Below are 22,055 nucleotides of genomic sequence, written 5' to 3'. Positions count from 1 at the left end.
AACAATAATTTTTAAAGTATTGACAATCTGATTGAAAGCTATATTTTAATCATATTTAAAAATTTTTGGAGGACGATTTTAAAATGTTTAAAATTAAATTTTTACCTTACAATATAGAGGTTCAGGCTTTACCAGAAGAAACCATTATAGAAACAGCAATGAGATATGGTATCCATATTAATGCCTCTTGCGGAGGGGCTGGAGTCTGCAATAAATGTAAAATTCTTATAGAAGAAGGAAAGGTAAAAGGGGAAATCATTGAAGGAAATTTTTATAAAGCCTGTGCAACCTTTCCTCTTTCAGATGTAGTGGTAAGAATTCCTCTTGAAAGTGATGTTGATAGAACCGCACTTCTAAAAAAAGCAAAAAAAAGAGCAACCTTTTTATCAAAAAAAGTAGAAAAGTCTCCTGAATCTCCTTTTCAAAAGCTTTATCTTAAACTCCCTCCACCCACTATTGAAGAAAACTATCCAGACTGGACACGGTTAAAAAATTTTCTTGAGAAGAGAAAGATTTTTCATCCCGAAATTAACATTAATCTTTTGAAAAAACTTCCTTATGTTTTAAGAGAGAAAAACTTTGAAATTATTTTAAGTTTATATCACGATCCCATAAAAGATAGATACTATCTTTTAGATGTAGAGAGTGGAAATGAGCTTTCTGAGAATTTGGGTGTAGCTATAGATCTTGGAACAACGACCTTACAACTTGAACTTGTTGATTTAAATACAGGAGAAACACTTGCTTCTACTTCTGATTACAATCCTCAGATAAGTTACGGAGAAGATGTAATAAGTAGAATTGAATTTGCTAAGAAAAAAGACGGATTAAAAATTTTGTCTAACAAAGTAAAAGAAAGGATAACAATTTTAATAGAAGAAATGCTTAAGGTAACACAAAAAAATTTAGAGAATATAAACTTAATTTCCATTGCAGGAAATACAATTATGAGTCATCTCTTTTTGGAACTTGAACCAAGATACTTAAGAGAATATCCTTATGTTCCTGTAACTACAGAATTTCCTTTAATTTATGCCAAGGACTTAGATTTACCTTTTAAGGAAAAAACCATAATTCAACTTGCACCTTGTAAAGCAAGTTATATGGGAGGAGACATTGTGGCTGGAGTTGTAGCCTCTGGCTTAGCAGAGGAAGAACCTTTAACTCTTTTTATAGATCTTGGAACAAACGGAGAGATAGTTCTCGGAAATAAAGAATTTCTTATGTGTGCATCCTGTTCTGCCGGACCTGCCTTTGAGGGAGGGGGAATAAAACACGGAATAAGAGCTGTCTCTGGAGCTATAGAAGCTGTAAATATTGATCCTTTAACCTTTGAACCAATGGTTTTAACCATAAATAGAAAACCTCCTAAGGGAATATGCGGTTCAGGTATTATTTCGCTTTTAGCTAATTTATTTAAAGTAGGGCTTATAGATAAAGGAGGAAAATTCGTAAAAGATGCAAAAACGCCAAGAGTAAGAAAAGGAGAGGAAGGATGGGAATATGTGGTTGTGTGGAAGGAAGATTCAGCAACTGGAGAAGATATAGTTTTTACAGAAAACGATATAGAAAATGTTATAAGAGCAAAAGGTGCTATGTTTGCTGGATATCAGATATTATTAGAATCTATAGGACTTAGTTTTGAAGACCTTGATAGAATATACTTAGCAGGAACTTTTGGTAGCTACATAGACTTAGAAGAAGCAATTACTATAGGGCTTTTACCTGACATTTCTCGTGAAAAAATTTTTTTCTTAGGAAATACAAGCCTTGAAGGTGCAAAACTTGCCTTATTATACAAAGAAACCCTTTTAAAAATGGAAAAAGTGGTTAATATGATGACAAACATAGAATTATCTGTTTACCCCAAATATATGGAATATTACATGGCAGCCTTGTTTTTACCCCATACTAATGAAAAACTTTTTCCTTCAGTAAGAACTTAAAGTAGGAGAAAAAAGATGATTCACAAAGAGGGATTACCCTGGGTAATTTATCCTCTTCTTTTTTCTGCTGGCTCTTTAGCCTTTGGTAAAAAGAAGCTTGCTGTAGCAGGATTGGTGTTGAGTTCTTTAAATGCCTATTTTTTTAGAAATCCAAAAAGAGAGCCTGTATTAAATCCAGAGCTTATTGTTTCTCCAGCAGATGGAAAGATAGTTCTTTGTCGGATAGAAGAAAATAAAGACTGGTATCCAGGAGCTTTATGGAGAATAGGTATTTTTATGAGACTCTGGGATGTTCACATAAATAGAAGCCCTGTTACAGGTAAAGTATTAAAAATGAGCTATTTCAAGGGAGATAAAGGTCCTGCATTTAATGAACCTGCCTTTTCTCAAAATGAAAAACAAATTTACCTTATTGAAAGAGAAGATGGATGCCCTTTCTGGGTGGTTCAGATAGCAGGGTTTGTTGCCAAAAGAATAAAAAGCTTTGTTCTCCCTGGGGACGATGTAGTTGCAGGAGATCCTATAGGAATAATTAAGTTTGGCTCAAGAGTAGAGCTTTTCTTTCCTGTAGAAAGAGCAGAACTTTATGTCAAGGAAGGTCACAGAGTTTTCGCTGGAGAAACTATCCTTGGAAGGATCCCATTAAAAACATAAATTGATCATGATTTATCTCTTACCGCACATTTTCACTACCTTAAATATCTTTTGCGGTTTTTATGCTACTATCAAGGTTATAAGTGGAGATTTTTTAAAGGCAAGTTGGGGTATTTTATTTGCTATAGTTTTTGACATATTTGACGGAAGAGTAGCTAGAATATTTAGAACTTCAAGTAACTTTGGATTGCAATATGATTCTCTTTGTGATCTTGTTTCTTTTGGAGTAGCTCCCTCTTTATTGATATATCAATATTCTTTAAAAGATTTTAACAAAATTGGTTGGTTAGCAAGTTTTTTATATACAACCTGTGTAGCTTTAAGATTAGCAAGATTTAATGTAAAGGTTTTTCTTAAAAATGAGCATTTTGAGGGATTACCCTCGCCTGCAGGAGCTGCGATCTTAGCCTCAGTTGTTCTCTTTTTGCTCAAAACAGATGTTAGCCATGTTTATAAAAGCTGGGGACTGTTGGTATTAACTTACTTTACAGCTTACTTACTTATTTCACCTATCCAATATCCAAGCTTTAAAGAAATAAAAATTAAAAAAGCGCAAGCCTTTTATTTTTTAGTGTTTTTTGTCCTTGGATTAACAATAATTGCCTCAAATCCACCTTTATATCTGGTTATCATATTTAGTTTTTATGTGATTTTAGGTCCGCTTTTGTTTTTTAAAAATAATAGTAGAAAAATTTTAAAAAACTTAAAAAGAAAAACTGAAAAAATTGATAAAAATTGACAAAATAAAAAATTGCTTTAAAATATTTGTTAAAATCTGTAAAAATTTGTGAAAAATTTTAAAATATTAAATATACTGAAGGAGGATAAAAGATGGGAAGTAAATATAAGCTTTTAAACATTGGTTTTGGGAACTTTGTAGTAGCAAATAGGATTATTGCTATTGTTAATCCCAACTCAGCACCCATGAAAAGACTAAAAGAAGAAGCAAAAGAGGCAAAACATCTTATTGATGCTACTCAAGGGCGTAAAACAAGATCTATTATAATCACTGATAGCAATCATGTTATTTTATCTGCTATTCAAGCAGAAACCATAGCGCAGAGATTTATGGGAGATTCTTTGGAAAAATTTGAAAAAGATGAAGAGCCATAAACCCTTGATAATTGTTATTACAGGTCCTTCTGGGGCAGGCAAGACAACGCTTCTCAAATCTTTACCTTCTGAGGATTTTTACTTTTCCGTTTCCCATACTACTCGTGCTCCTCGGAAAGGAGAAATAGATGGTAAGGATTATTACTTTGTTAGTGAAGAAAAATTTTTGGAAATGATTGAGAAAAATGAATTTTTGGAGTGGGTAAAGGTTTTTGATACTTATTATGGAACTGCTAAAAGTGAAATAGAAAAAGCCTTCTCTCAGAATAAACACCTTATATTAGATATAGAAGTAATTGGAGCAACTCGGATGAAATCCTTTTTTGGTAATTCAGCCGTTTTTATATTTATCCTTCCTCCAAGTATTGAAGAACTTAAAAATAGACTCAAAGAAAGAGGAACAGAAAATGAGGAAAAATTAAAAGAGCGTATTCAGCGAGCAAAAGAGGAAATTAAGTTTGCAAGCTGGTTTGACTATGTAATAGTAAATGACAATCTTGAAAAGGCAAAAGATGAGCTTTTTTCTATTATCAAAGCAGAACTTTGCAAACCCTTCAGAAATCCTCATCTGCAAAATATTTTAAATTTTTCAATTTATGAGTAAAGTCATTTACGGTATTAATCCCGTTTTAGAAGCACTAAAGTCTCATCCTGAACTTATTGAAGAAATTTGGATAAATAAAATCAACCTTTCAGGTAAAAAATATCAGATACTTGAAAAAGCCAAAAAACTGGGAATCCCATTAAAATTAATCTCTAAAGCTGAATTTAGACCTCCCAAAGTTTCTTCTCAAGCAAATACTCAGGGTGTAGTAGCTTATCTAAGCGATTTTCCATATTCCTCTTTAGAAGATATTGTAAAAAACTGGGAAGATAAAAAGGAAATTCCTTTAGTTCTTATACTTGATGAATTAGAGGATCCACAAAATATAGGTTCTATTATAAGAAGCGCTGATGCTGGTGGAGTTCACGGAATAGTTATCCCAAAGCTAAGAAGCTGTGATATAAATGAAACGGTAATTAAGGTTTCTTCAGGATCGGCTTTTAATTTACCAATAGTTAAAGTAAACAACCTTAAGCATGCAATCTCTTTTTTAAAAGAAAAAAATTTGTGGATAATAGGATTAACTCACAGAGCTGAAACCTCTATATACGAATTAGATTTAAAATTGCCTATAGCTATAATAGTTGGGAATGAAGGAAGAGGCATAAGACCAAGTATTCTTGAAAAGTGCGATTTTTTAGCAAAAATACCCATGAAAGGGAAGATAGAAAGTTTAAATGTTTCTATAGCTACAGCTATTGCAATTTTTGAAACATTAAGACAGAGAATGAGCATTTAATTTTGCAGATTCACAATCTGCAAGCTTTATTTTTTCAGCCACCGCTTAAGTAAATTGCAAGAATTTTCTTTTCTATTTGAAGATCAAAACTTTTAGTAAATTCTAGTTTATAATCCTTTAAAGTTATAAATTCAGGTATTACTCTTTCATCTCCCTTTTTCTTTTCTCCAGTATATGGATTTATAAGTATAAACTCTTTGAGGTTAGTTATGAGAATAAAATAGGGTGGGGGATCAAAAAAGACCCTTGCTAAAGCAATCATTCCTCTTTCTGAAAAAGTTAAGTTTTGCTGTGGCTTATAATCTACAATAAAAAGTGTTTGAGAGTTATGTTTAAACACTAAAGTGATTAGAATCTCAAAACTAAGATTTTTGTAAGAAAAAATTAAGCTTTTTTTCTCAATGAAACCTTCTTCAGGATAACCTTTATTTTTAAAAAGGGTCTTAAGAGTTGTAAGGATTGGATCTAAAGAAACCTCTTCTTTGCTATTTCCCATATTTTTTCTATTTCTTCTGGTTTAAGACCTGCTCCTAAACCTATTTTAAAGGCAAGCTCCTTAGTTAAAAGGTCAGAAGGACTATGAGCATCGGAATTTATAACCAAATTCGCTCCATATTTTTTGGCAAGGCTTACTACATGCCCATTAGTAAAGGAATGTCCTTTTCTTCCTGAAATTTCTAAAAATACTCCCTTTTCAGCCGCTAATTTTACTTCCTCATCTTTTATAAGTCCAGGATGAGCAAGTATGTCTGCGCCTCCAAGTATAGCTGAAAGATTGGTTCCTTCAGCAACAGGTTCAACTATTGTTTCTCCATGAACCACAACTATTTCTGCTCCACACTTTCTTGCCTCTTTTATAAGTTCTGGAATAAATTCTGGAGGCACATGAGTTAGTTCTATTCCTGCAATGAGACGGGGCTTTAATCCTTGATAAGCTTTTTTTATCTTTAAAAGATTTTTTATTATAAATTCAAAATTTGAATGATCTGCATGATCTGTAATAGCTATAGCAGAGTAGCCTAAAACTTTTACTCTTCTCCAGATTTCAGCAGGAATAAGCTCTCCATCGCTAAAAACTGAATGGCAATGAAAATCTATCATTAGAATTTACATTACATTTTGTATTTGAAATGTTTTGGATCAAGGCTTTCAAGAATTTCTTTGAGTTTTTCTTTTTCTTCTTCTGTTGTAATAACCACTTCTCCTTCTTTTTCGGTTTGAGGAGTTTCAGTATAAAGTTGACTTTTTTGTAAAACTTCTTCATTTACAAATATTTCTGCTCCAGTTCTTAAAGCAAGAGCTACAGCATCACTTGGTCTGGCATCAATATCAAAGGTTTTTCCTTCAATGGAAAGAGTAATAATGGCATAATAAGTATTCTCTCTAAGATCTACAATTTCTATTTTTGGAATTTTCACTCCCAAAAAATCAAAAATATTTTTCATAAGGTCATGAGTTAAGGGTCTTGGGAATTGAATGTTTTCAAGTTTTGCAGCAATAGAGGTTGCTTCAAGCACACCTATCCAGATGGGAAGAATTCTATCTCCTTCTACTTCTTTTAGAAGCATGACAGGGCTATTAGATAACGGATCCATCGCTATTCCGTGTATAACCATTTTTATTTTCATATCCTTTATCCCTCCCTTTTGCAGGTTTAAAACTATTTATATAAAAATATGTTAAAACCTTCTCCAAAAAAGTCAACTTTATATTTCAGCTTTGCATTAACAATTTTTTTTTAAAAAATTTTTTAAAACCTCTTGACAAATGTTTTTTAGTCTATACAATTAAAATCTAAATCAAAATTGAAAATAAAATGCAAAATCAATTATAGAGGGATGAGTGAAAAGTTTGGAAATTCAATTTCAAAAATAAGGAAGGAGAGGGAGAGATGATACCGCTTGCATTTAGTAAAAGTGGAGAAAGATATGAGGTTGTCAGTTTTGCAAGACCAGGATGGAATTTTGCAAATAGGCTTATAAATATGGGGATTTATCCAGGAAAGGTTGTTGAAGTTATAAACAATGTAGGACACGGTCCTATTCTTTTAAAAGTTGATGAATTTAGAGTTGCCATTGGTAGAGGTATGGCAATGAGAATTATGGTTAAAAAAATTTAATAAAGAGGGAGGGGATAAAAATGAAGTTATCAGAGTTAGGAGTAGGAAAGAAGGGCAAAATTTTGCGAATAGGAGGAGATAGTGTTTTGAAAAGAAGATTAAGAGATATGGGAGTGATTACAGGAGAAATAGTAAAAGTAGAAAAAATTGCTCCCTTAGGTGATCCTATTGATATTGTGGTTAAAAACTATCAACTGTCTTTAAGAAAAAGTGAGGCAGAAAATATAGAGGTTGAGGAGGTGACAGAATGAAAGAAATAACCGTTGCCTTTGCAGGTAATCCTAATGTTGGTAAATCTGCTTTAATTAATGCTATTGCAGGAACAAAATTACAGGTTGGTAATTGGCCAGGAGTTACGGTTGAAAAGAAAACAGCTACCATTGAGTATAACGGATTAAAGCTTAATTTAGTAGATTTACCAGGTACATATAGTCTTTCTCCCTTTACTCAAGAAGAAGTTATAGCAAGAAATTTTTTAATTAAAGAAAAACCCGATTTAGTAATAGATGTAGTAGATTCTACAAACCTTGAAAGAAATTTATATCTGCTTTTACAGATTTTGGAATTGGGAATTCCTGTAATTGTAGCTTTAAACATATTTGATGAAGCCAAGAAAAAGGGAATGGAAATAGATATAGAAAATTTAGAAAAACTTTTGGGAATAAAAATTGTTCCAACTGTGGCGATTAAAGGAGAAGGAGTTAAGGAACTGCTTGATGCCGTTAAGAATTTTGTTGAAAATAAAGAAAGTTACTTACCAAAGTCTCCAAAATTTGAGGAACCTATAGAGGATGTTATTCGTGCTGTTGTAGAAAATTTAAAAACGCAGTATTCACACCTTTTACAGGTATATCCAGCAAGATGGTTAGCCATAAAACTTTTAGAGGAAGATGAGTTAATTTTAAAAGAGCTTGGATTTTCATCTTTACCAGAATTTGTTGAAAAAGGAAGAACAAAAATATTTGAGCTTTATAAAGAAGACCCAGCTAATGTAATTGCTGAGGCTTATTATGGAATTGCTCACGGAATTGTTAAAGAGAGCTTAAAGGTTAAACCAAGATTTAAACCAGATATTACAGAAAGAATTGATAAGATTGTTTTGAATAGGTTTTTGGGCTTTATAATTTTTATTTTTATTATGTGGTTAATGTTTAAAATTACCTTTGATTTTGCAAGACCTTTTTGTGATTGGGTAGATGGATTTATTGGGGGGTTTTTGGGAAAATGGGTTAAGATAGGTTTTGAAAACATAAATGCTCCTTCCTGGTTAACATCATTGGTGGTAGATGGAATTATCGGTGGAGTCGGTGCAGTTTTAGTATTTATTCCTTTAATAGGAATGTTTATGTTTTTGGTAACCTTTTTAGAGGGTAGTGGATATTTAGCAAGAGCTGCCTTTGTTATGGATAGGATAATGCATACCTTTGGACTGCATGGAAAATCTTTTATTCCTTTAATAATAGGATTTGGTTGTAATGTTCCCTCTATTTATGCTACAAGAACTCTTGAAACTGAAAAAGACAAAAAGCTTACTGCTACACTTTGTCCTTGCATGTCCTGCGGAGCAAGACTTCCTGTTTATGTTCTTTTTGCAGGAGCTTTTTTTGCATCCTATGGAGCATCTATAATTTGGCTTCTTTATGTTATAGGAATTTTTGTTGCCGTTATTTTAGGAATTATTTTAAATAAAACCGTATATAAAGGTGAAAAAACACCACTTTTGATGGAAATGCCACCGTATAGAATGCCTACTTTTAAATATATGATGATTTACACCTGGGAAAAATTAAAACACTTTCTTATAAAAGCTGGAACTTTTATTTTGGCAACCTCTATAGTTGTGTGGATTCTTTTAAACATTCCTTACGGAGCACCAAAGGAAGAAAGTCTTCTCGGAAGAATTGGCAAAGCAATAAGTCCTATCTTTTCTCCTTTGGGATTTGGCAATTGGCAAGCATCTTCCTCACTTATTACAGGGATAGTTGCTAAGGAAGTTATTGTAAGCACTATGGGAGAAATTTATGGAATAGGAGGAAAAAAGGAAGAAGAAGGGGCACAACCTCAATTTTGGGTAGATCTAAAAGACCAGATTGTTAAATTTATAGGTGCTTTTAAGCCAGCAATTGAAAATCTTTTTAGTTTAAAACCGTCTGTATTTTCGGTAGAAGAAGAGGAAGGTGGTTTAAAAGCAAAACTCAAAGATTCGTTTACCCCACTTTCAGCCTTTTCTTTTTTAATTTTTGTTCTTTTATATTGGCCTTGTATGGCTTTTGCTTATACTTTAAGAGCTGAATTTGGAAGTTGGAAGTTTTTAGGGCAGGTAGTATTAATTTATACAATTGTTCCGTGGATAGCATCTTTTATTGTTTATCAGGTAGGAAGATTATGCGGATTTTAGTTCAAATTTTCTTAAAATATTGCAAAATTTTAAAATTTATATTATCTTTGCAAAGTTAATTTTTAAAAAAATATAAATTTAGGAGGTGTAATATGAGAAAAATAAAATTAGCTGTTATTGCTGGAAGTATTTTGGCAATTGCTTCTCAGACAGTTCCAGGATGGAGTTTTGAAGTTAATAAAAAGCTTTCACTTGAAGGAACTTTTACCGGAGTTTATCAGTGGATGGATGGTTCAAGAATTGATAGTAAAAATAGAGGCTCAGGTGCTGTAGACCTCGGTTTATCTTATAAGCTTACTGAAAATGACGAATTTTATCTTTTGGGTAGTTTTGCAAGTGGAAATGGTTTAAAAAATGTTTCACCTTTTAAAGAAGAATTGACACCTAATGCTGATGATCTGGAAGATGATGTAAAAAACATAAATGGACATAAACAGCAGGATAACATTTTGGAAGCCTGGTATGCGCATACATTTAACTTTTCAAACGATACTTCTTTAAAACTAACCTTAGGAATAATTGATGCTACAAAGTATATTGGTGATAATCGTTTTATTGGTGATGAAATTAATCAGTTTATGAATGGAGTGTTTGTAGATTTACCTTTAACCACTCCTCCAAGTTATGACCTTGGATTAGTTTTTGAACTTAATAAAGGTCCATTTTCTGCAAGATTACTTGGAATGACAACTAAAGACGGAGAGGAAGGTCCTTTTTATCAGTATTATGCACTTCAGCTTGGTTATACTTTAAAATCTAAATGGGGAGAAGGAAACTATAGAATTTATGGTTTTTTAACAAGTGATGATTTTTATAACTGGGAAGGCTCTCATAAGGAGAACAAGTATGGTGTTGGAGTTTCTATAGATCAGGATCTTGGATTTATCAAAAATCCTTTTAGCAAAGATCCTATTGGATTTTTCTTGAGGGCTGGATGGCAGGATGATGATGTAGTAGTAGATTATAATAACTTTGTTGCTCTTGGTTTTAATATTCCATTTTGTTTTCTTGGTAAAGGAGGAAATGAATTTGGAATTGGTTATGCCTATTTGAATAGTCCTGATAAAGCAGACATTTCTAATAGTCACGCAGTTGAAGCCTATGCTAAATTTAAATTATTTACTTATGAGTTGTTAAGTTCGTATCTAACTATAGATTTTCAGTATTTACACGATAATTACAAAGAAAAAGAAGAAGACAAAGAAGGATATATTATTGGTTTAAGGTGGAATCTATCCTTTTAAGTCTTACCTTCATACTACACCTCTTAATTTTCCATAGCTACTCTGGGGTTTTCCCCGGGTAGCTTGACTTTATTTTAAGCATTTTTAAAATATAAAATTAAACTAAGTTAAGAGGAAGGCATATGAGCTGTATATTCTGTAAAATTGCAAACAAAGAGATATCTTCAAACATCGTTTATGAAGACGACAGAGTAATTGCTTTTCACGATATTAACCCTCAAGCTCCTTATCACATTTTAGTGGTTCCTAAGAAACACATTTCAACTCTTCTTGAGTTAAAAGAGGAAGATAAAGATCTTATAGGACATATCTATCTTGTGATAAACAAAATTGCAAAAGACTTAGGATTTGAAGAAAGAGGATACAGGGTGGTAGTAAACTGTAAAGAGGAAGCAGGTCAAACAATTTTTCATCTTCATTTTCATGTTTTGGCTGGTCGTGCTATGGGATGGCCTCCAGGTTAAGAAACCTTTGCTCCTGGCTCAACCTCTTTTTCAGGAACAATTAGGCAAAGACCATTTTTATCTTTAGCAGTAAGGATCATACCCTCAGACAAAACACCTTTTATTTTGGCTGGTTTTAAATTTACTACAAGAATGACCTCTTTTCCTATTAAATCCTCAGGTCTATAGTATTCTGCAATCCCTGAAACAATCTGTCTTTTCTCAGGACAAAGAACTTCCAATTTTAAAAGCCTATCTGCGCCAGCTATTTTTTCTGCAGAAATTATTTTTCCTATCCTTAAATCCCACTTTCTAAATTCCTCTATGGAAAAAGTTTCTTTTTCAACCTTTATCTCTTCCTTTGTTTTTTCTTCTTCAAACTTTTCTTCAATTCTTGGATATAAAGGTTTTCCTTTATTCACAGGGGCACCTGTTTCAAGTAATTTAAAATTAAGTACATTTTCCCAGATAAGATTTTCCCTGCTAAGGGAAAGATTTTTTAAAAGAGTTTCTGAAGTTTCTGGCATGATAGGATAAAGAGCAATAGCAAAACTTTTAATGGCTTCAAGAAGAACTCTAAGTATAGTTCCAGCTCTTTTTTTATTACCTTTTTTGACTTCACTCCAAGGAGCGGTTTTATCAATATAAACATTGCTCTTTCTTACGGCTTCCCAGAGTTTTTCTAAAGCTTTGTAAAAATGAAAATTTAAAAACTGAACTTCATATTCTTTTAAAGCTAATTCAACCGTAGTAAGTAATTCTCTGTCTATATCTTCCATAGCTTCAAACGGAGGAACTTTGCTTTCAAAATATTTCTCAACGAGATTAAGGGTTCTATAAATTAAATTTCCGTAGTCATTAGCCAGATTGGCATTAATTCTCGTTATAAAAGAAGATAAGCTAAACTCTGCATCGTATCCAAAAGCCATTTCTCTTAAAAGAAAATATCTCAATTGGTCTTTTCCAAATTTTTCAGCAAGGGAAACAGGATCTACAATATTTCCGAGGGATTTAGACATTTTTAATTTATCAACTAACCAATAGCCATGAACAAGTAACTTTTTATACATAGGAAGTTCCATAGCTTTAAGCATTATAGGCCAGTAAATAGCGTGAGGTCTTAATATGTCTTTGGCAATAAAGTGGTGAGCATTTATCCACCAATCTTTCCATTCTGGATTATTTGGATAACCAATTCCTGAAAGATAATTGATTAGAGCATCAAACCACACATAGGTTACATAATTTTTGTCAAAGGGTAACTCTATTCCCCAGGAAAGTCTTTCTTTAGGACGGGAAATACAGAGTGGAGGAAGCTCCTCCTCAAGCATGTTTAAAACTTCATCTTTATAGAATTCTGGATAAATTACTTCATTTTTGTGTAAATAATCCTTTAACCAAGCTCTATATTTTTCCAGATTAAAAAAGTAATTTTTTTCTTTTATGGGTTCTGGATAGGTTTTATGGTCTTTACATTTACCTTCTTCGTCAAGTTCCTTTGAGGTCAAAAATCTCTCGCAACCAAAACAGTAAAGTCCTTCGTATTCATCAAGATAGATTTCTCCCTTCTCATAAAGTTTTTGTAAAACATATTGAACTACCTTTTTATGTTTCTCTGAGGTTGTGCGAATAAAATAATTGTAAGTTATACCAAAAAAATCCCAGGTTTTTTTAAAAGCAGAGCTTATTTCATCTACAAAGACTTGAGGTTCTTTACCTTTTTCTTTTGCTGATTTTTGTATTTTATCTCCGTGCTCATCTGTGCCAGTTAAAAAGAAGACTTGCCATCCCTTAAGTTTGTAAAATCTTGCTAAGGTATCTACTACAATTGTGGTGTAAGCATGTCCCAAATGAGGATAGGCATTAACATAGTAAATAGGGGTAGTAAGATATATTCTCATAACCTTACCTTTCTTCAAGTTCTTTTAAATCTTCTTCAGTTGGTGCTTCTTCTATATACTCTTTAATAAAGGTCTTTAAATCTTCAACAGGTACTTGAATTATTTCCCCATCTTTGTTTTCAAGATAAGCTGCTTTTTGAAAAATGTTATATTTTAAAATTCTATAAAACTCACCGTTTACTTTAATTTTACTTTTTACTTTGGGAAGATCCTGCAAAAATTCTTTGTATAAATATTCTTCATAAGCTAAACAGCAGAGAAGCCTTCCACAATGACCAGATATTTTATTTGGGTCTAAAATAAGCCCCTGTTCTTTTGCCATTCTCACGGAAAGAGGTGTAAATTGTTTTAGGAATTTGGTACAACAAAATTCTTTCCCACAATATCCAATTCCTCCTATAAGAGCTGTTTCATTTCTTACCCCGATTTGTCTCATTTCAATCCTCATTCTTAAGGCTCTTGCCAATTCTTTTACCAGCTGTCTAAAATCAATTCTTCCTTCTGCAGTATAAAAGAAAATTATTTTGCTTCTGTCAAAAAAGCAATCAACTCTTACCAAATTCATTTCAATACCAAGTTCTCTACAGAATTGAAGACAAAACTCCTTGCCCTTCTTTTCTATTTCAAGTTTTTTTTCATAACTTTGAATTTCTTTAAAATTGGCTTTTCTTAAAACAACGGGGATTCCCTCTATATCAAAAGGAATTTTATAAGGAACTTCTGTAAGAATAAAAATTTCTTTTCTATTATCTGGAAGCTTTACTAAAACATAACTTCCCTTTGGAACGGGTTTATTAAGCTTAAGAACCTGATCAGGATATCCTCTTTTAAGAGTTCCTAAACTTAACCAGATACCTTGAAAGTCTTCCTGTTTTTGTTTTTTATCCCTTTTAGACATTTATCCACCAATTGCTCTCATCGGTCTTATAGTAAAATTAAGGTTATGTTTAACCGGTTTTAACTTTAAGGCTAAATAAAAAGCTTCTTCTAAAGTTCCTTTACCTTCTCTTAAAATCGGTTTTAAATTTATTTCATAATCAGAAAAAAGGCAAGGTCTTAATTTACCATCAGCTGTAATTCTAAATCTATTACATTTATGGCAAAAATGTTCAGAAATAGGAGAAATTAAACCTATTTTTCCGATAGCATCTTTCCATTTAAAAACCTTTGCTGGTCCACCACCTATAGATAAATCAGGAATTAATTCGGAAAATTTTTCTAAAATTTTTTTTATTTCTTTTACGGTAACAATGTTTTTCTCATCCCAAAGGGTGTTTTTTCCTATAGGCATAAATTCTATGAATCTCACTTCTAAAGGCTTTTCTAATGTGAGTTTTGCAAGTTCTAAAATTTCATCATCATTAAAACCTCTAATTACTACTGTATTTATCTTTACAGGGTTAAATCCCAATTCCAAAGCAATATCAATACTTTTTAAAACTTTCTCAAAAGCAGAAATTCCTGTAAGTTTTTCAAACTTCTTTTTATCAAGGGTGTCAAGACTAATATTTATTCTTTTAAGTCCTGCTTCTTTTAATTTTTCTCCTAAGGTATCTAAAAAAAAGCCATTGGTAGTGAGACTAAGATCCTTAATTTTAGGTATTTGAGAAAGAATTTTTATAAGAAATTCTATGTTTTTTCTTAAAAGCGGTTCTCCTCCAGTTAATCTAACTCTTTTAACTCCTAATTTAGCTGCAACCTTTACTATTTTTTCAATTTCTTCAAATCTTAAAATTTCTTCATGAGGAACCCATTTCCAATTTTGATGAGTAAAACAATAAATACATTTAAAGTTGCATCTATCTGTTACTGATATTCTTAAGTATTCTATTTTTCTTCCGAAGGGATCAATTAACATTTAATTTTTTCCTTATACCAAGCTCTTACTTTGTTAAAAGTTTCAATTATTTCTGGCTGCTTATAATCTGGATATGTCCAAGGAAGTTCTGTAAAGGTTTTGTTTTTATAGATTAAAGTAACCTCAGCATATACTCCTTTACCTAAGTATATTCTGTGTGCATAATCTTTGAATGTTGAAAGCACTATTTTTGAAAGACCTAAATACCCAGGATCTAAATTAACCCTTCTATTACCCGAAGAATCAGCTAATTCTTTTTCTATTTCGTAACACTTAAGTTTAAGTTCAATTAAATAATCAGGTGATTTTAATTTTTCAAAAAAATAAAAGCCCTTTTTTAAGTTTTCTCCCATCTCTTTGGCATAATAAGAAGTGAAAGAGGAAAAATCATAGGTTTGAGATTGAAAAAAGGGATCTCCGAGTTCGGGCTTTAAAATATTAAGCACTTCTTTCCATATTTCTAAGTCTTTACCTGTTATAGCAATAAAATAAAGTTGAGGTGGAGGAACCTTAGGATGGCTCATTTTGTTGTAAATTAGATATATTTATAGCTTCTTCTATAAGCATAACGGGAATATCATCTAATATAGGATAAAAAAGTTTACAATTTTTACAATAAAATCCTTCTTTATCTTCCCAAAATTTAAAAATTACTTCGCCTTTACATTTAGGACAGGCTAAAACTTTTATATATTCTTGAATTTTTATTTCATCCATAGAATCTTTATAATATCACTTTTTAAACTTTGTGCAAATTAGAAAGTTAAATTAAAGAATAGGTTTTAAGACATTCTTAACAAGTTCTAAAAAGATTTTGATACTTTCTATGATTTGATCTTCTTTGATTTTTTGAGAAAAGATAATTTCTCTAATTTTTTCAATTTTTGAAATATCTTCTGAATCAAAGGATTCTAAGGCTTTATCCCAAAGTTCTTTAAATTCAGGAGATTTCTCAGGAGGAGTAACATAGGAAAGAGCCCATATAGCCTTTAATCCCAATTTAAATATTTCTTGTGCTCTTTTTTGGAGTTCAGAGGGATTATCTTTAAATTTGTTTAGATCTTTAAAAAGATCAGAGGCGTATCTGTAATAGCTTTTTGCCCTTATATAATAGACCATTTAAATTTTACGGATTTACTCTTTCAAGATATTTCCCAGTTCTTGTGTCAACCCTTATTATGTCTCCCTCATTAATAAAAAGAGGAACCTGGACTACAAGCCCTGTTTCTAATTTTGCAGGTTTGGTAGCGGATCCTACCGTATCACCTCTTATTCCTGGTTCTGTTTCAACTACTTTTAACTCTACTACATTAGGAAGTTCAATACTAACAACTTTTCCTTTGTAGTAAAGAACATATACATTGAGATTTTCCTTTAAATATTTACCTGTCTCTCCAACCTCTTCTTTTGTAAGATATACTTGATCATAATCTTCGAGATCCATAAATACATATTGATCTCCCTCTTTATAAAGATATTGCATTTCTTTTTCCTGAAAATCTGGTTTTTCAAAGCGTTCTCCAGCTCTAAAATTTACCTCTAAAACCCTTCCTGTAGAGAGGTCTTTAAGTTTTGTTCTTACAGTTGGTTGATTTTTAGAAACTTTTACATGTTGAAATTCTAAAATTTCGTAAAGTTTGCCTTCCCACTCAATTTTTAACCCTCTTTTAAAGTCAGAAGTAGTGTAAGCCATAGTTCTACTCCTTCTTCTTTTTTTCTAAAAAAGAAGGCATTGGAGTAGCCCAGGCTTCTTCATCAAAATACAATTCTTCTAAATCATTAGGAATTGGCACATTTAAAATTTTGGGTCCTTTCACAACTTCGAACCTCACAAAACAAGATTTATACCAGTCTACATCTGGCAATTCCAAATCAAATTCTTTCATAATACGATAGGTACGGTAAAAATCTTCCCATTGATTTTCTTTTTCTGGATAGGTGGTAAAATCTCTTAAAATATCAGTTATAACAAATCCTGATTCAATAAGAAATTTTTCAAAATCATACCACTTTTTCAAAGAAGCTTCTCTATGTGTAAATCCCATATATCCCACTGAACCCTCACCCTTTAAAGCAGAGATACATCTATTAATAAAAAGTTTTAAACCCTTTTGCGTTTCTACTGGATCAGTAACGAATACATCAAATTTTCCTTTTAATTCCTCAGGCAATTCATTTATAACATTATAGTTATAAACTTCCAAATTTTTATAGCCTATTTCTTCGGTTTTTTCTTTAATAAATTTGTTAATTCTTTCGTCAATTTCAACAACCACAATTCTTTTAGGAAGCCCAGTTAAAGCCATACTTAAAGAAATAAGATCATCGTCTCCCAAAATAAATATTTCTGAATTTTCAAGGTCTCCTCTTTCGTAAATAAAAGCTGTTCTTTTTAAAGTATCTTCAGGTTTTATGAAACCCTGGTCAAAATCACTTGTTGGGAGAGGTCTCCCTTCTATTATTTTTAAAAATTTATTTAAAATTTCTTGCCAATAAGAATCTTTTGAAAAGGGAGAACAGTTGAGACATCCAGGATCTTTATAAGAAAAAATATTTATGTTATCACTTATCCGAAAAAAGGGTTTTTCGTATTTTATAAGATTTTTGTGTATTAGATCTTTTAAAGCTTGAAGAAAATTAACTATATGTGAATCTTGATAATTTATTAGTTCCCAAAAGGTAGAAGGTTTTTTAACAAGTTGTCTCAAAATTTGGTTTTTAATCCTATCTAATTCTCTCACGAAAGAACCTCTTTAAAATTTTTAAAAAGACTTAATAAGATTTTTGTTATAAAAGATTTATGATCCTAAAGAAATTGGTTGCGGGGGTGGGATTTGAACCCACGACCTCCGGGTTATGAGCCCGACGAGCTACCTGGCTGCTCTACCCCGCGATCTTAAACCAAAATAAAATATAATAAAAATTCTTTAAATGTCAAGATATCCTGGTATAATTAAAAGTAATGAGGTGCCCTAAGTGTAAAGAAGTTGAAACGAAAGTTATAGATTCAAGAGTTATAGAAGACGGCTTTTCCATTAGAAGAAGAAGAGAGTGTGGCAAATGCGGATATAGATTCACTACTTATGAAAAACTAGAATTAGATATAATGGTTGTTAAAAGAGATGGTAGAAGAGAACCTTACAACAGAGAAAAATTAATTTCTGGCATAAGAAAAGCTTGCCATAAAAGACCAATAAGTGAAAATACTATTCAAAAATTTATAAACGAACTTGAGCTTGATTTAATTCAAAGAGGGGAAAAAGAAGTTTCATCTCAATACATAGGAGAAAAGGTTATTTCTACATTAAAAGAATGGGATAAGGTAGCTTACATAAGATTTGCTTCAGTTTACAAAAAATTTAATGATGTGGAAGAATTTATAACCCAGATAAAAGATTTAAAAGATGAAGACTAATCAAAAACCAGAAGATATTATCGTTTTTCCTTTAGATGTTCCCAGTTTAAGAGAAGCTTTGTACTGGGTGGAAAAATTAAATGGTTTGGTAGGAGTTTATAAGGTAGGATTGGAACTTTTTGCAAGCTGTGGTCCTAAAGCTATAGAAGAAATTAAAAAAATTAGTAATTGTAAAATATTTCTTGATTTAAAGCTTTTTGATATTCCTAATACTTTATCAAAGACTATAAGAGTAATATCTGAATTAGGGGTTGATTGGATTACAGTTCATGCTTTATCAGGAAGAACTGCCTTAAAAAGTGTAGTTGAATCCGCTTTAAATAATTTAAAAATCATAGCTGTTACTATCCTTACTTCCCTTGATAGAGCAGATTTATTGGAACTTGGTTTTAATTCTGAATTTGCAAGAGATACTAAAGAATTGGTCTTTAAACTTACTCAAATAGCTTATAAAAGTGGATGTGATGGAGTTGTGTGCTCAGCAAAAGAAGTTAGCAAAATAAAAGAATTTTTTCCAGAACTTATTACTATTGTCCCTGGTATAAGGTGGGAAAATACTGAGGATGATCAATTAAGGATTGCAACGCCTTATGAGGCTGTTTTGGCAGGTGCAGATTATTTAGTAATAGGAAGACCTATTAGAGAATCTCCCTCACCAGAAGAAGCATGTAAAAAAATAGTAGAAGATATTAAAAAGGCTTGGGCAGAAAAATATGATAACCCGTAGTATAGTTGATCTTCCTTTACATGATGGTAAGTGCCCTCCGTGGCTTTTTGAAAAAATGGTAAGACTGAGCAGAGCCATTCTTCTTCTAATCTATGAAGAATTTGGAAAAAAGGAGTTAATAAAAAGATTAACCGATCCCTTTTGGTTTCAAGCTTTGGGATGTTTACTTGGATTTGACTGGCATTCATCAGGATTAACTACTACTGTAGGGGGAGCTGTTAAAGAGGCATTAAAACCTTATTTCAAAGAGTTAGGGATTTATATATGTGGAGGAAAGGGAAAAAGGGCATTAAATACTCCTCAAGAAATAATTTTTTGGGGAGAAAAGGCAGGGCTTCCTCAAAGTTCATACAAATTTGTAACTTTAAGCAGACTTACAGCAAGAATTGATAACAATGCTATCCAGGATGGCTTTCAACTTTATTTCCACCTTTTTATTTTTTCAGAAAGTGGGGAATGGGGAGTTATTCAACAAGGGATGGATGAAAAACTTGCCTATGCAAGAAGATATCATTGGTATAGTGAAAAAATTTTAAATCTTTGCGAAACCCCACATATTGGTATAGTATCTCAAATTAAAAAGAGAGAAGTTTTAAATTTGGTAGCTAAAAACAGCAAAAATGTCCAAGATGCCTTGGTAAATCTGTTAAAAGAAAATTTAAATTTAATAGTTAAAGAACTTATACCTAAAGTGCATATTACATTTAAAAAAGAACATATTCTAACTCCTCAGGATTTGTCCTTTAAATCACTTAAAAAAATTTGGGAAAAGACTTATGAAAATCCTCCTTCAGATTTTAAAGAACTTGTCTTAACACCAGGTATTGGTGCAAAGGCTTTAAGGGCTTTAACTTTAGCTTCTGAGTTAATTTACAATGTGAAAGCTTCAAGAGAAGATCCAGTAGTATATAGCTATGCCCACGGAGGAAAAGATGGGCATCCGTATAAGCTAAATAAAAATCTTTATGAAACAACTATTCAGGAGTTAGAAGAAATTTTAAAGAGGATAAAATTAAGAGAGAATGAGAAATTAGAAATTTTTAGAAAGCTTCCTAAGATTTTTAATTTTTAAAAAAATGTTGAAAAATTTTAAAAAAATTTAAAAAATTTTTGACAATTTTTGAAAACCTTAAAAACATAATAGAAAAAATATTTAAAACCTTTCAAAATTGAGGTTGACTTTTGTAAATTGGATTATATAAAAGGGTAAAATGCTAAAAAGCTCAACAAGCTTATCTCGAGAATTTGTTGAGTATTTAGAAGGTAAAAAAGGAGATATTTTAAAAAAGTGGAAGTCCATTTTTTGGGATTCCTTTGGAGAGGAAGCAAAAAGATTTTTTACAAAAGAAGTGGATAGATTTCAAAATCCATTTGGATATAGAATTGACGAGACTTTTGAAGGTTTAATAGAATCTATATTTGGAGATTTCAAATGGGAAGAAGTAGATTATTTTTTAAGAAGACTTATGCAATTGAGAGCTGTGCAAGAAGTTAAACCTTCAAAAGCGTTAAATATGTTTATTCAACTGAAAAGTATAATAAGAGAAAAGTTAGGAGAAGAAATACTAAAAAAATTTGGAATAGAGGAGTTTTTAAAGCTTGAAGATAGAATAAATGCGCTTATAATAAGAGGATTTGATCACTTTTCCGATTATAGAGAAACTTTAAATAATCTCAGATATGATGAATGGAAGAGAGCTCACTTTTTGCTTTTAAAGAGAGCAGGTTTAGTATATGATCCTATGGAAGGGATGCCAAAAAGTGGAGAAAATGAAGAAGAAAATATTAATTAAATTATAGAGAGGGAGTGGATTATGAATGCATTGGTAAGTTTTATAATTGTGATTTTCTTAATTTTTATTCCTTGGTTTGGGGTAAGTGTTTTAGGTTTAGAACCTCTCTTTGGAATAATAATTCCTTATGTTTGTTTTCTTGTATTTGTAATAGGTTTAATTTATCGTATTGTATATTGGGCAAGATCTCCTGTTTCTTACAAAATTCCTACAACCTGTGGTCAACAAAAAAGTCTTCCTTGGGTAAAAAGAACTTTAAAAGACAGATTAGAATCTCCTTTTACAACTTGGGAAGTAGTTTTAAGAATGTTTTTTGAGATTGTATTTTTTAGAAGTTTATTTAGAAATTTAAGAGCTGATTTATATGGAAAAAGGTTAATTTACGGTTCTGCCAAATGGTTATGGCTTGGAGCAATTCTATTTCATTGGTCATTTTTTATTATTCTTTTAAGACATTTGAGGTTGTTTACAAATCCCGTTCCAATTTTGATTCAGAAATTAGATTATTTAGATAGTTTTATTCAGAGTTTAGGAGTTCCTCCGGTTTACATTACTGATATATTAATTCTTGCAGGGTTGACTTTTCTTCTTTTGAGAAGATTTGTAGATGCCAAGGTATCTTATTTATCTTATGGTTCTGATTTCTTCCCGCTATTTTTAATTATTGGAATCGTTGTTACTGGGGTTTTAATGAGATATTCTATAAAGGTTGATTTATACGCAGTTAAACAGTTAACACTTGGTCTTGCTACTTTTAATCCAGCCATTCCTGAGGGAGCAAAAATTGGAGTTATTTTTTACATGCATCTATTTTTAGTTTCAACTCTCGCAGCTTATTTCCCGTTTAGTAAGCTTGTTCATATGGTTGGTGTATTTTTCAGTCCTACTCGTAATATGGCTAATAATAACCGTGCAGTAAGACATGTAAATCCTTGGGAATATCCTGTAAAGCATTTAACATACTATGAATTCCAAGAAAGGTTTAAAGAACAGATGCAGAATGCAGGTATACCTCTTGATGAAGAGGTAGAAAAAGAAGAACATGAATGGTATACCATGTATGGACCAAATAAAAATATCTAAGTAGACAGGAGGTAAAAT

At 31.6% G+C, this 22,055-nt stretch carries 27 protein-coding genes and 1 tRNA gene; 16 read left to right on the top strand and 12 right to left on the bottom strand.

The genetic code is table 11. From position 1 onward, the window contains the following. The first annotated feature begins 83 nt into the window (after positions 1-83). The 6 genes from ACLGLP_RS06905 to rlmB all read left to right on the top strand — a co-directional run bounded on the left by ACLGLP_RS06905 (position 84) and on the right by rlmB (position 5,056). A complete protein-coding gene (locus tag ACLGLP_RS06905; protein ID WP_492112548.1) occupies positions 84-1,946 on the top strand; it encodes an ASKHA domain-containing protein in 1,863 nt (620 codons plus the stop codon). A 15-nt stretch (positions 1,947-1,961) separates the two neighbouring features. After that, the gene (locus ACLGLP_RS06900) at positions 1,962-2,600 is read left to right on the top strand and encodes a phosphatidylserine decarboxylase (RefSeq protein WP_492112547.1); all 639 of its coding nucleotides are present in this window, start codon (positions 1,962-1,964) and stop codon (positions 2,598-2,600) included. A 7-nt stretch (positions 2,601-2,607) separates the two neighbouring features. Further along, positions 2,608-3,339: a CDP-diacylglycerol--serine O-phosphatidyltransferase gene (pssA, locus tag ACLGLP_RS06895; protein ID WP_492112546.1), complete on the top strand. Its 732-nt coding sequence runs from the start codon at positions 2,608-2,610 to the stop codon at positions 3,337-3,339. Between the two features lie 92 nt (positions 3,340-3,431). Continuing rightward, positions 3,432-3,713, top strand: a complete 282-nt coding sequence (locus ACLGLP_RS06890; protein ID WP_492112545.1) for a DUF370 domain-containing protein — start codon at positions 3,432-3,434, stop codon at positions 3,711-3,713. Beyond that, positions 3,700-4,317, top strand: a complete 618-nt coding sequence (gene gmk, locus ACLGLP_RS06885; RefSeq protein ID WP_492112544.1) for a guanylate kinase — start codon at positions 3,700-3,702, stop codon at positions 4,315-4,317. The genes ACLGLP_RS06890 and gmk overlap by 14 nt, the downstream gene beginning before the upstream one ends. Beyond that, positions 4,310-5,056, top strand: a complete 747-nt coding sequence (rlmB, locus tag ACLGLP_RS06880) for a 23S rRNA (guanosine(2251)-2'-O)-methyltransferase RlmB (RefSeq protein ID WP_492112543.1) — start codon at positions 4,310-4,312, stop codon at positions 5,054-5,056. The genes gmk and rlmB overlap by 8 nt, the downstream gene beginning before the upstream one ends. Positions 5,057-5,090: 34 nt before the next feature. Here the strand turns inward: rlmB and ACLGLP_RS06875 are convergent, their stop codons facing one another. From ACLGLP_RS06875 to ACLGLP_RS06865, 3 genes are read right to left on the bottom strand one after another with little or no spacing between them, the layout of a single operon-like run. Next, the gene (locus ACLGLP_RS06875) at positions 5,091-5,552 is read right to left on the bottom strand and encodes a hypothetical protein (RefSeq protein ID WP_492112542.1); all 462 of its coding nucleotides are present in this window, start codon (positions 5,550-5,552) and stop codon (positions 5,091-5,093) included. Further along, entirely contained in the window at positions 5,522-6,157 is a 636-nt protein-coding gene (locus tag ACLGLP_RS06870) for a histidinol phosphate phosphatase domain-containing protein (protein ID WP_492112541.1), read from the bottom strand. Before ACLGLP_RS06870 ends, ACLGLP_RS06875 begins: the two co-directional genes overlap by 31 nt. A gap of 11 nt (positions 6,158-6,168) precedes the next feature. Continuing rightward, positions 6,169-6,684 (bottom strand): bifunctional nuclease family protein, encoded by a 516-nt coding sequence (locus ACLGLP_RS06865; RefSeq protein WP_492112540.1) that lies wholly within the window; start codon positions 6,682-6,684, stop codon positions 6,169-6,171. Between the two features lie 263 nt (positions 6,685-6,947). Here ACLGLP_RS06865 and ACLGLP_RS06860 point away from each other — a divergent pair, with 263 nt between their 5' ends. From ACLGLP_RS06860 to ACLGLP_RS06840, 5 genes are all read left to right on the top strand, one after another. After that, positions 6,948-7,175, top strand: a complete 228-nt coding sequence (locus ACLGLP_RS06860; RefSeq protein WP_492112539.1) for a FeoA family protein — start codon at positions 6,948-6,950, stop codon at positions 7,173-7,175. A gap of 20 nt (positions 7,176-7,195) precedes the next feature. Continuing rightward, complete coding sequence (locus ACLGLP_RS06855; protein ID WP_492112538.1) at positions 7,196-7,426, top strand: FeoA family protein; 231 nt, start codon at positions 7,196-7,198, stop codon at positions 7,424-7,426. Then, entirely contained in the window at positions 7,423-9,573 is a 2,151-nt protein-coding gene (feoB, locus tag ACLGLP_RS06850) for a ferrous iron transport protein B (RefSeq protein WP_492112537.1), read from the top strand. The genes ACLGLP_RS06855 and feoB overlap by 4 nt, the downstream gene beginning before the upstream one ends. Positions 9,574-9,665: 92 nt before the next feature. Beyond that, positions 9,666-10,817, top strand: a complete 1,152-nt coding sequence (locus ACLGLP_RS06845; RefSeq protein ID WP_492112536.1) for a carbohydrate porin — start codon at positions 9,666-9,668, stop codon at positions 10,815-10,817. 122 nt (positions 10,818-10,939) lie between these two features. Next, positions 10,940-11,281 carry a histidine triad nucleotide-binding protein gene (locus ACLGLP_RS06840; RefSeq protein ID WP_492112535.1) on the top strand — a complete coding sequence of 114 codons (342 nt, stop codon included), beginning with the start codon at positions 10,940-10,942 and terminating at the stop codon, positions 11,279-11,281. Here the strand turns inward: ACLGLP_RS06840 and metG are convergent. From metG to ACLGLP_RS06795, 9 genes are all read right to left on the bottom strand, one after another. Then, on the bottom strand, positions 11,278-13,161 hold the full coding sequence (metG, locus tag ACLGLP_RS06835; RefSeq protein ID WP_492112534.1) for a methionine--tRNA ligase: 1,884 nt from the start codon (positions 13,159-13,161) through the stop codon (positions 11,278-11,280). The two genes, ACLGLP_RS06840 and metG, sit on opposite strands and share 4 nt — an antisense overlap. Positions 13,162-13,165: 4 nt before the next feature. After that, positions 13,166-14,059, bottom strand: a complete 894-nt coding sequence (locus ACLGLP_RS06830) for a PSP1 domain-containing protein (protein ID WP_492112533.1) — start codon at positions 14,057-14,059, stop codon at positions 13,166-13,168. Then, entirely contained in the window at positions 14,060-15,019 is a 960-nt protein-coding gene (gene moaA / locus ACLGLP_RS06825) for a GTP 3',8-cyclase MoaA (protein ID WP_492112532.1), read from the bottom strand. Beyond that, positions 15,013-15,543: a DUF4416 family protein gene (locus tag ACLGLP_RS06820; RefSeq protein WP_492112531.1), complete on the bottom strand. Its 531-nt coding sequence runs from the start codon at positions 15,541-15,543 to the stop codon at positions 15,013-15,015. Before ACLGLP_RS06820 ends, moaA begins: the two co-directional genes overlap by 7 nt. Then, the gene (locus ACLGLP_RS06815) at positions 15,530-15,736 is read right to left on the bottom strand and encodes a Trm112 family protein (protein WP_492112530.1); all 207 of its coding nucleotides are present in this window, start codon (positions 15,734-15,736) and stop codon (positions 15,530-15,532) included. Before ACLGLP_RS06815 ends, ACLGLP_RS06820 begins: the two co-directional genes overlap by 14 nt. Before the next feature lie 51 nt (positions 15,737-15,787). After that, on the bottom strand, positions 15,788-16,138 hold the full coding sequence (locus tag ACLGLP_RS06810) for a hypothetical protein (RefSeq protein ID WP_492112529.1): 351 nt from the start codon (positions 16,136-16,138) through the stop codon (positions 15,788-15,790). A 7-nt stretch (positions 16,139-16,145) separates the two neighbouring features. Next, positions 16,146-16,712, bottom strand: a complete 567-nt coding sequence (efp, locus tag ACLGLP_RS06805; RefSeq protein ID WP_492112528.1) for an elongation factor P — start codon at positions 16,710-16,712, stop codon at positions 16,146-16,148. Positions 16,713-16,716: 4 nt separating this feature from the next. After that, the gene (locus ACLGLP_RS06800) at positions 16,717-17,760 is read right to left on the bottom strand and encodes a bis-aminopropyl spermidine synthase family protein (RefSeq protein WP_492112527.1); all 1,044 of its coding nucleotides are present in this window, start codon (positions 17,758-17,760) and stop codon (positions 16,717-16,719) included. A 75-nt stretch (positions 17,761-17,835) separates the two neighbouring features. Further along, positions 17,836-17,912, bottom strand: a tRNA-Met gene (locus ACLGLP_RS06795). Between the two features lie 69 nt (positions 17,913-17,981). Between ACLGLP_RS06795 and nrdR the strand changes: the two genes are divergently transcribed. The 5 genes from nrdR (at position 17,982) to dsrM (ending at position 22,037) form a co-directional block, all read left to right on the top strand. Further along, entirely contained in the window at positions 17,982-18,434 is a 453-nt protein-coding gene (nrdR, locus tag ACLGLP_RS06790; RefSeq protein ID WP_492112526.1) for a transcriptional regulator NrdR, read from the top strand. Continuing rightward, a complete protein-coding gene (pyrF, locus tag ACLGLP_RS06785) occupies positions 18,424-19,161 on the top strand; it encodes an orotidine-5'-phosphate decarboxylase (RefSeq protein ID WP_492112525.1) in 738 nt (245 codons plus the stop codon). Before nrdR ends, pyrF begins: the two co-directional genes overlap by 11 nt. Beyond that, complete coding sequence (locus ACLGLP_RS06780) at positions 19,148-20,233, top strand: DUF763 domain-containing protein (RefSeq protein ID WP_492112524.1); 1,086 nt, start codon at positions 19,148-19,150, stop codon at positions 20,231-20,233. The genes pyrF and ACLGLP_RS06780 overlap by 14 nt, the downstream gene beginning before the upstream one ends. 139 nt (positions 20,234-20,372) lie before the next feature. Next, the gene (locus tag ACLGLP_RS06775) at positions 20,373-20,954 is read left to right on the top strand and encodes an RsbRD N-terminal domain-containing protein (RefSeq protein WP_492112523.1); all 582 of its coding nucleotides are present in this window, start codon (positions 20,373-20,375) and stop codon (positions 20,952-20,954) included. Positions 20,955-20,975: 21 nt separating this feature from the next. Further along, positions 20,976-22,037, top strand: a complete 1,062-nt coding sequence (gene dsrM / locus ACLGLP_RS06770; protein WP_492112522.1) for a sulfate reduction electron transfer complex DsrMKJOP subunit DsrM — start codon at positions 20,976-20,978, stop codon at positions 22,035-22,037. Positions 22,038-22,055: the final 18 nt, after the last annotated feature.

The sequence above is a fragment of the Caldimicrobium sp. SLHALR3 genome (assembly GCF_058692735.1).
This window is presented reverse-complemented; position numbering and strand designations above follow the sequence as displayed.

What these genes read in the sequence shown, in the direction of transcription:
- ACLGLP_RS06865 (WP_492112540.1), bottom strand. Translation starts at nt 6,684, where the DNA reads ATGAAAATAAAAATGGTTATACACGGAATAGCGATGGATCCGTTATCT.
- pyrF (WP_492112525.1), top strand. Translation starts at nt 18,424, where the DNA reads ATGAAGACTAATCAAAAACCAGAAGATATTATCGTTTTTCCTTTAGAT.
- efp (WP_492112528.1), bottom strand. Translation starts at nt 16,712, where the DNA reads ATGGCTTACACTACTTCTGACTTTAAAAGAGGGTTAAAAATTGAGTGG.
- rlmB (WP_492112543.1), top strand. Translation starts at nt 4,310, where the DNA reads ATGAGTAAAGTCATTTACGGTATTAATCCCGTTTTAGAAGCACTAAAG.
- ACLGLP_RS06890 (WP_492112545.1), top strand. Translation starts at nt 3,432, where the DNA reads ATGGGAAGTAAATATAAGCTTTTAAACATTGGTTTTGGGAACTTTGTA.
- ACLGLP_RS06855 (WP_492112538.1), top strand. Translation starts at nt 7,196, where the DNA reads ATGAAGTTATCAGAGTTAGGAGTAGGAAAGAAGGGCAAAATTTTGCGA.
- ACLGLP_RS06810 (WP_492112529.1), bottom strand. Translation starts at nt 16,138, where the DNA reads ATGGTCTATTATATAAGGGCAAAAAGCTATTACAGATACGCCTCTGAT.
- ACLGLP_RS06840 (WP_492112535.1), top strand. Translation starts at nt 10,940, where the DNA reads ATGAGCTGTATATTCTGTAAAATTGCAAACAAAGAGATATCTTCAAAC.
- ACLGLP_RS06780 (WP_492112524.1), top strand. Translation starts at nt 19,148, where the DNA reads ATGATAACCCGTAGTATAGTTGATCTTCCTTTACATGATGGTAAGTGC.
- metG (WP_492112534.1), bottom strand. Translation starts at nt 13,161, where the DNA reads ATGAGAATATATCTTACTACCCCTATTTACTATGTTAATGCCTATCCT.
- ACLGLP_RS06870 (WP_492112541.1), bottom strand. Translation starts at nt 6,157, where the DNA reads ATGATAGATTTTCATTGCCATTCAGTTTTTAGCGATGGAGAGCTTATT.
- gmk (WP_492112544.1), top strand. Translation starts at nt 3,700, where the DNA reads ATGAAGAGCCATAAACCCTTGATAATTGTTATTACAGGTCCTTCTGGG.
- dsrM (WP_492112522.1), top strand. Translation starts at nt 20,976, where the DNA reads ATGAATGCATTGGTAAGTTTTATAATTGTGATTTTCTTAATTTTTATT.
- nrdR (WP_492112526.1), top strand. Translation starts at nt 17,982, where the DNA reads ATGAGGTGCCCTAAGTGTAAAGAAGTTGAAACGAAAGTTATAGATTCA.
- ACLGLP_RS06830 (WP_492112533.1), bottom strand. Translation starts at nt 14,059, where the DNA reads ATGTCTAAAAGGGATAAAAAACAAAAACAGGAAGACTTTCAAGGTATC.
- ACLGLP_RS06845 (WP_492112536.1), top strand. Translation starts at nt 9,666, where the DNA reads ATGAGAAAAATAAAATTAGCTGTTATTGCTGGAAGTATTTTGGCAATT.
- ACLGLP_RS06820 (WP_492112531.1), bottom strand. Translation starts at nt 15,543, where the DNA reads ATGAGCCATCCTAAGGTTCCTCCACCTCAACTTTATTTTATTGCTATA.
- ACLGLP_RS06905 (WP_492112548.1), top strand. Translation starts at nt 84, where the DNA reads ATGTTTAAAATTAAATTTTTACCTTACAATATAGAGGTTCAGGCTTTA.
- pssA (WP_492112546.1), top strand. Translation starts at nt 2,608, where the DNA reads ATGATTTATCTCTTACCGCACATTTTCACTACCTTAAATATCTTTTGC.
- ACLGLP_RS06900 (WP_492112547.1), top strand. Translation starts at nt 1,962, where the DNA reads ATGATTCACAAAGAGGGATTACCCTGGGTAATTTATCCTCTTCTTTTT.
- moaA (WP_492112532.1), bottom strand. Translation starts at nt 15,019, where the DNA reads ATGTTAATTGATCCCTTCGGAAGAAAAATAGAATACTTAAGAATATCA.
- ACLGLP_RS06875 (WP_492112542.1), bottom strand. Translation starts at nt 5,552, where the DNA reads ATGGGAAATAGCAAAGAAGAGGTTTCTTTAGATCCAATCCTTACAACT.
- ACLGLP_RS06860 (WP_492112539.1), top strand. Translation starts at nt 6,948, where the DNA reads ATGATACCGCTTGCATTTAGTAAAAGTGGAGAAAGATATGAGGTTGTC.
- feoB (WP_492112537.1), top strand. Translation starts at nt 7,423, where the DNA reads ATGAAAGAAATAACCGTTGCCTTTGCAGGTAATCCTAATGTTGGTAAA.
- ACLGLP_RS06815 (WP_492112530.1), bottom strand. Translation starts at nt 15,736, where the DNA reads ATGGATGAAATAAAAATTCAAGAATATATAAAAGTTTTAGCCTGTCCT.
- ACLGLP_RS06775 (WP_492112523.1), top strand. Translation starts at nt 20,373, where the DNA reads ATGCTAAAAAGCTCAACAAGCTTATCTCGAGAATTTGTTGAGTATTTA.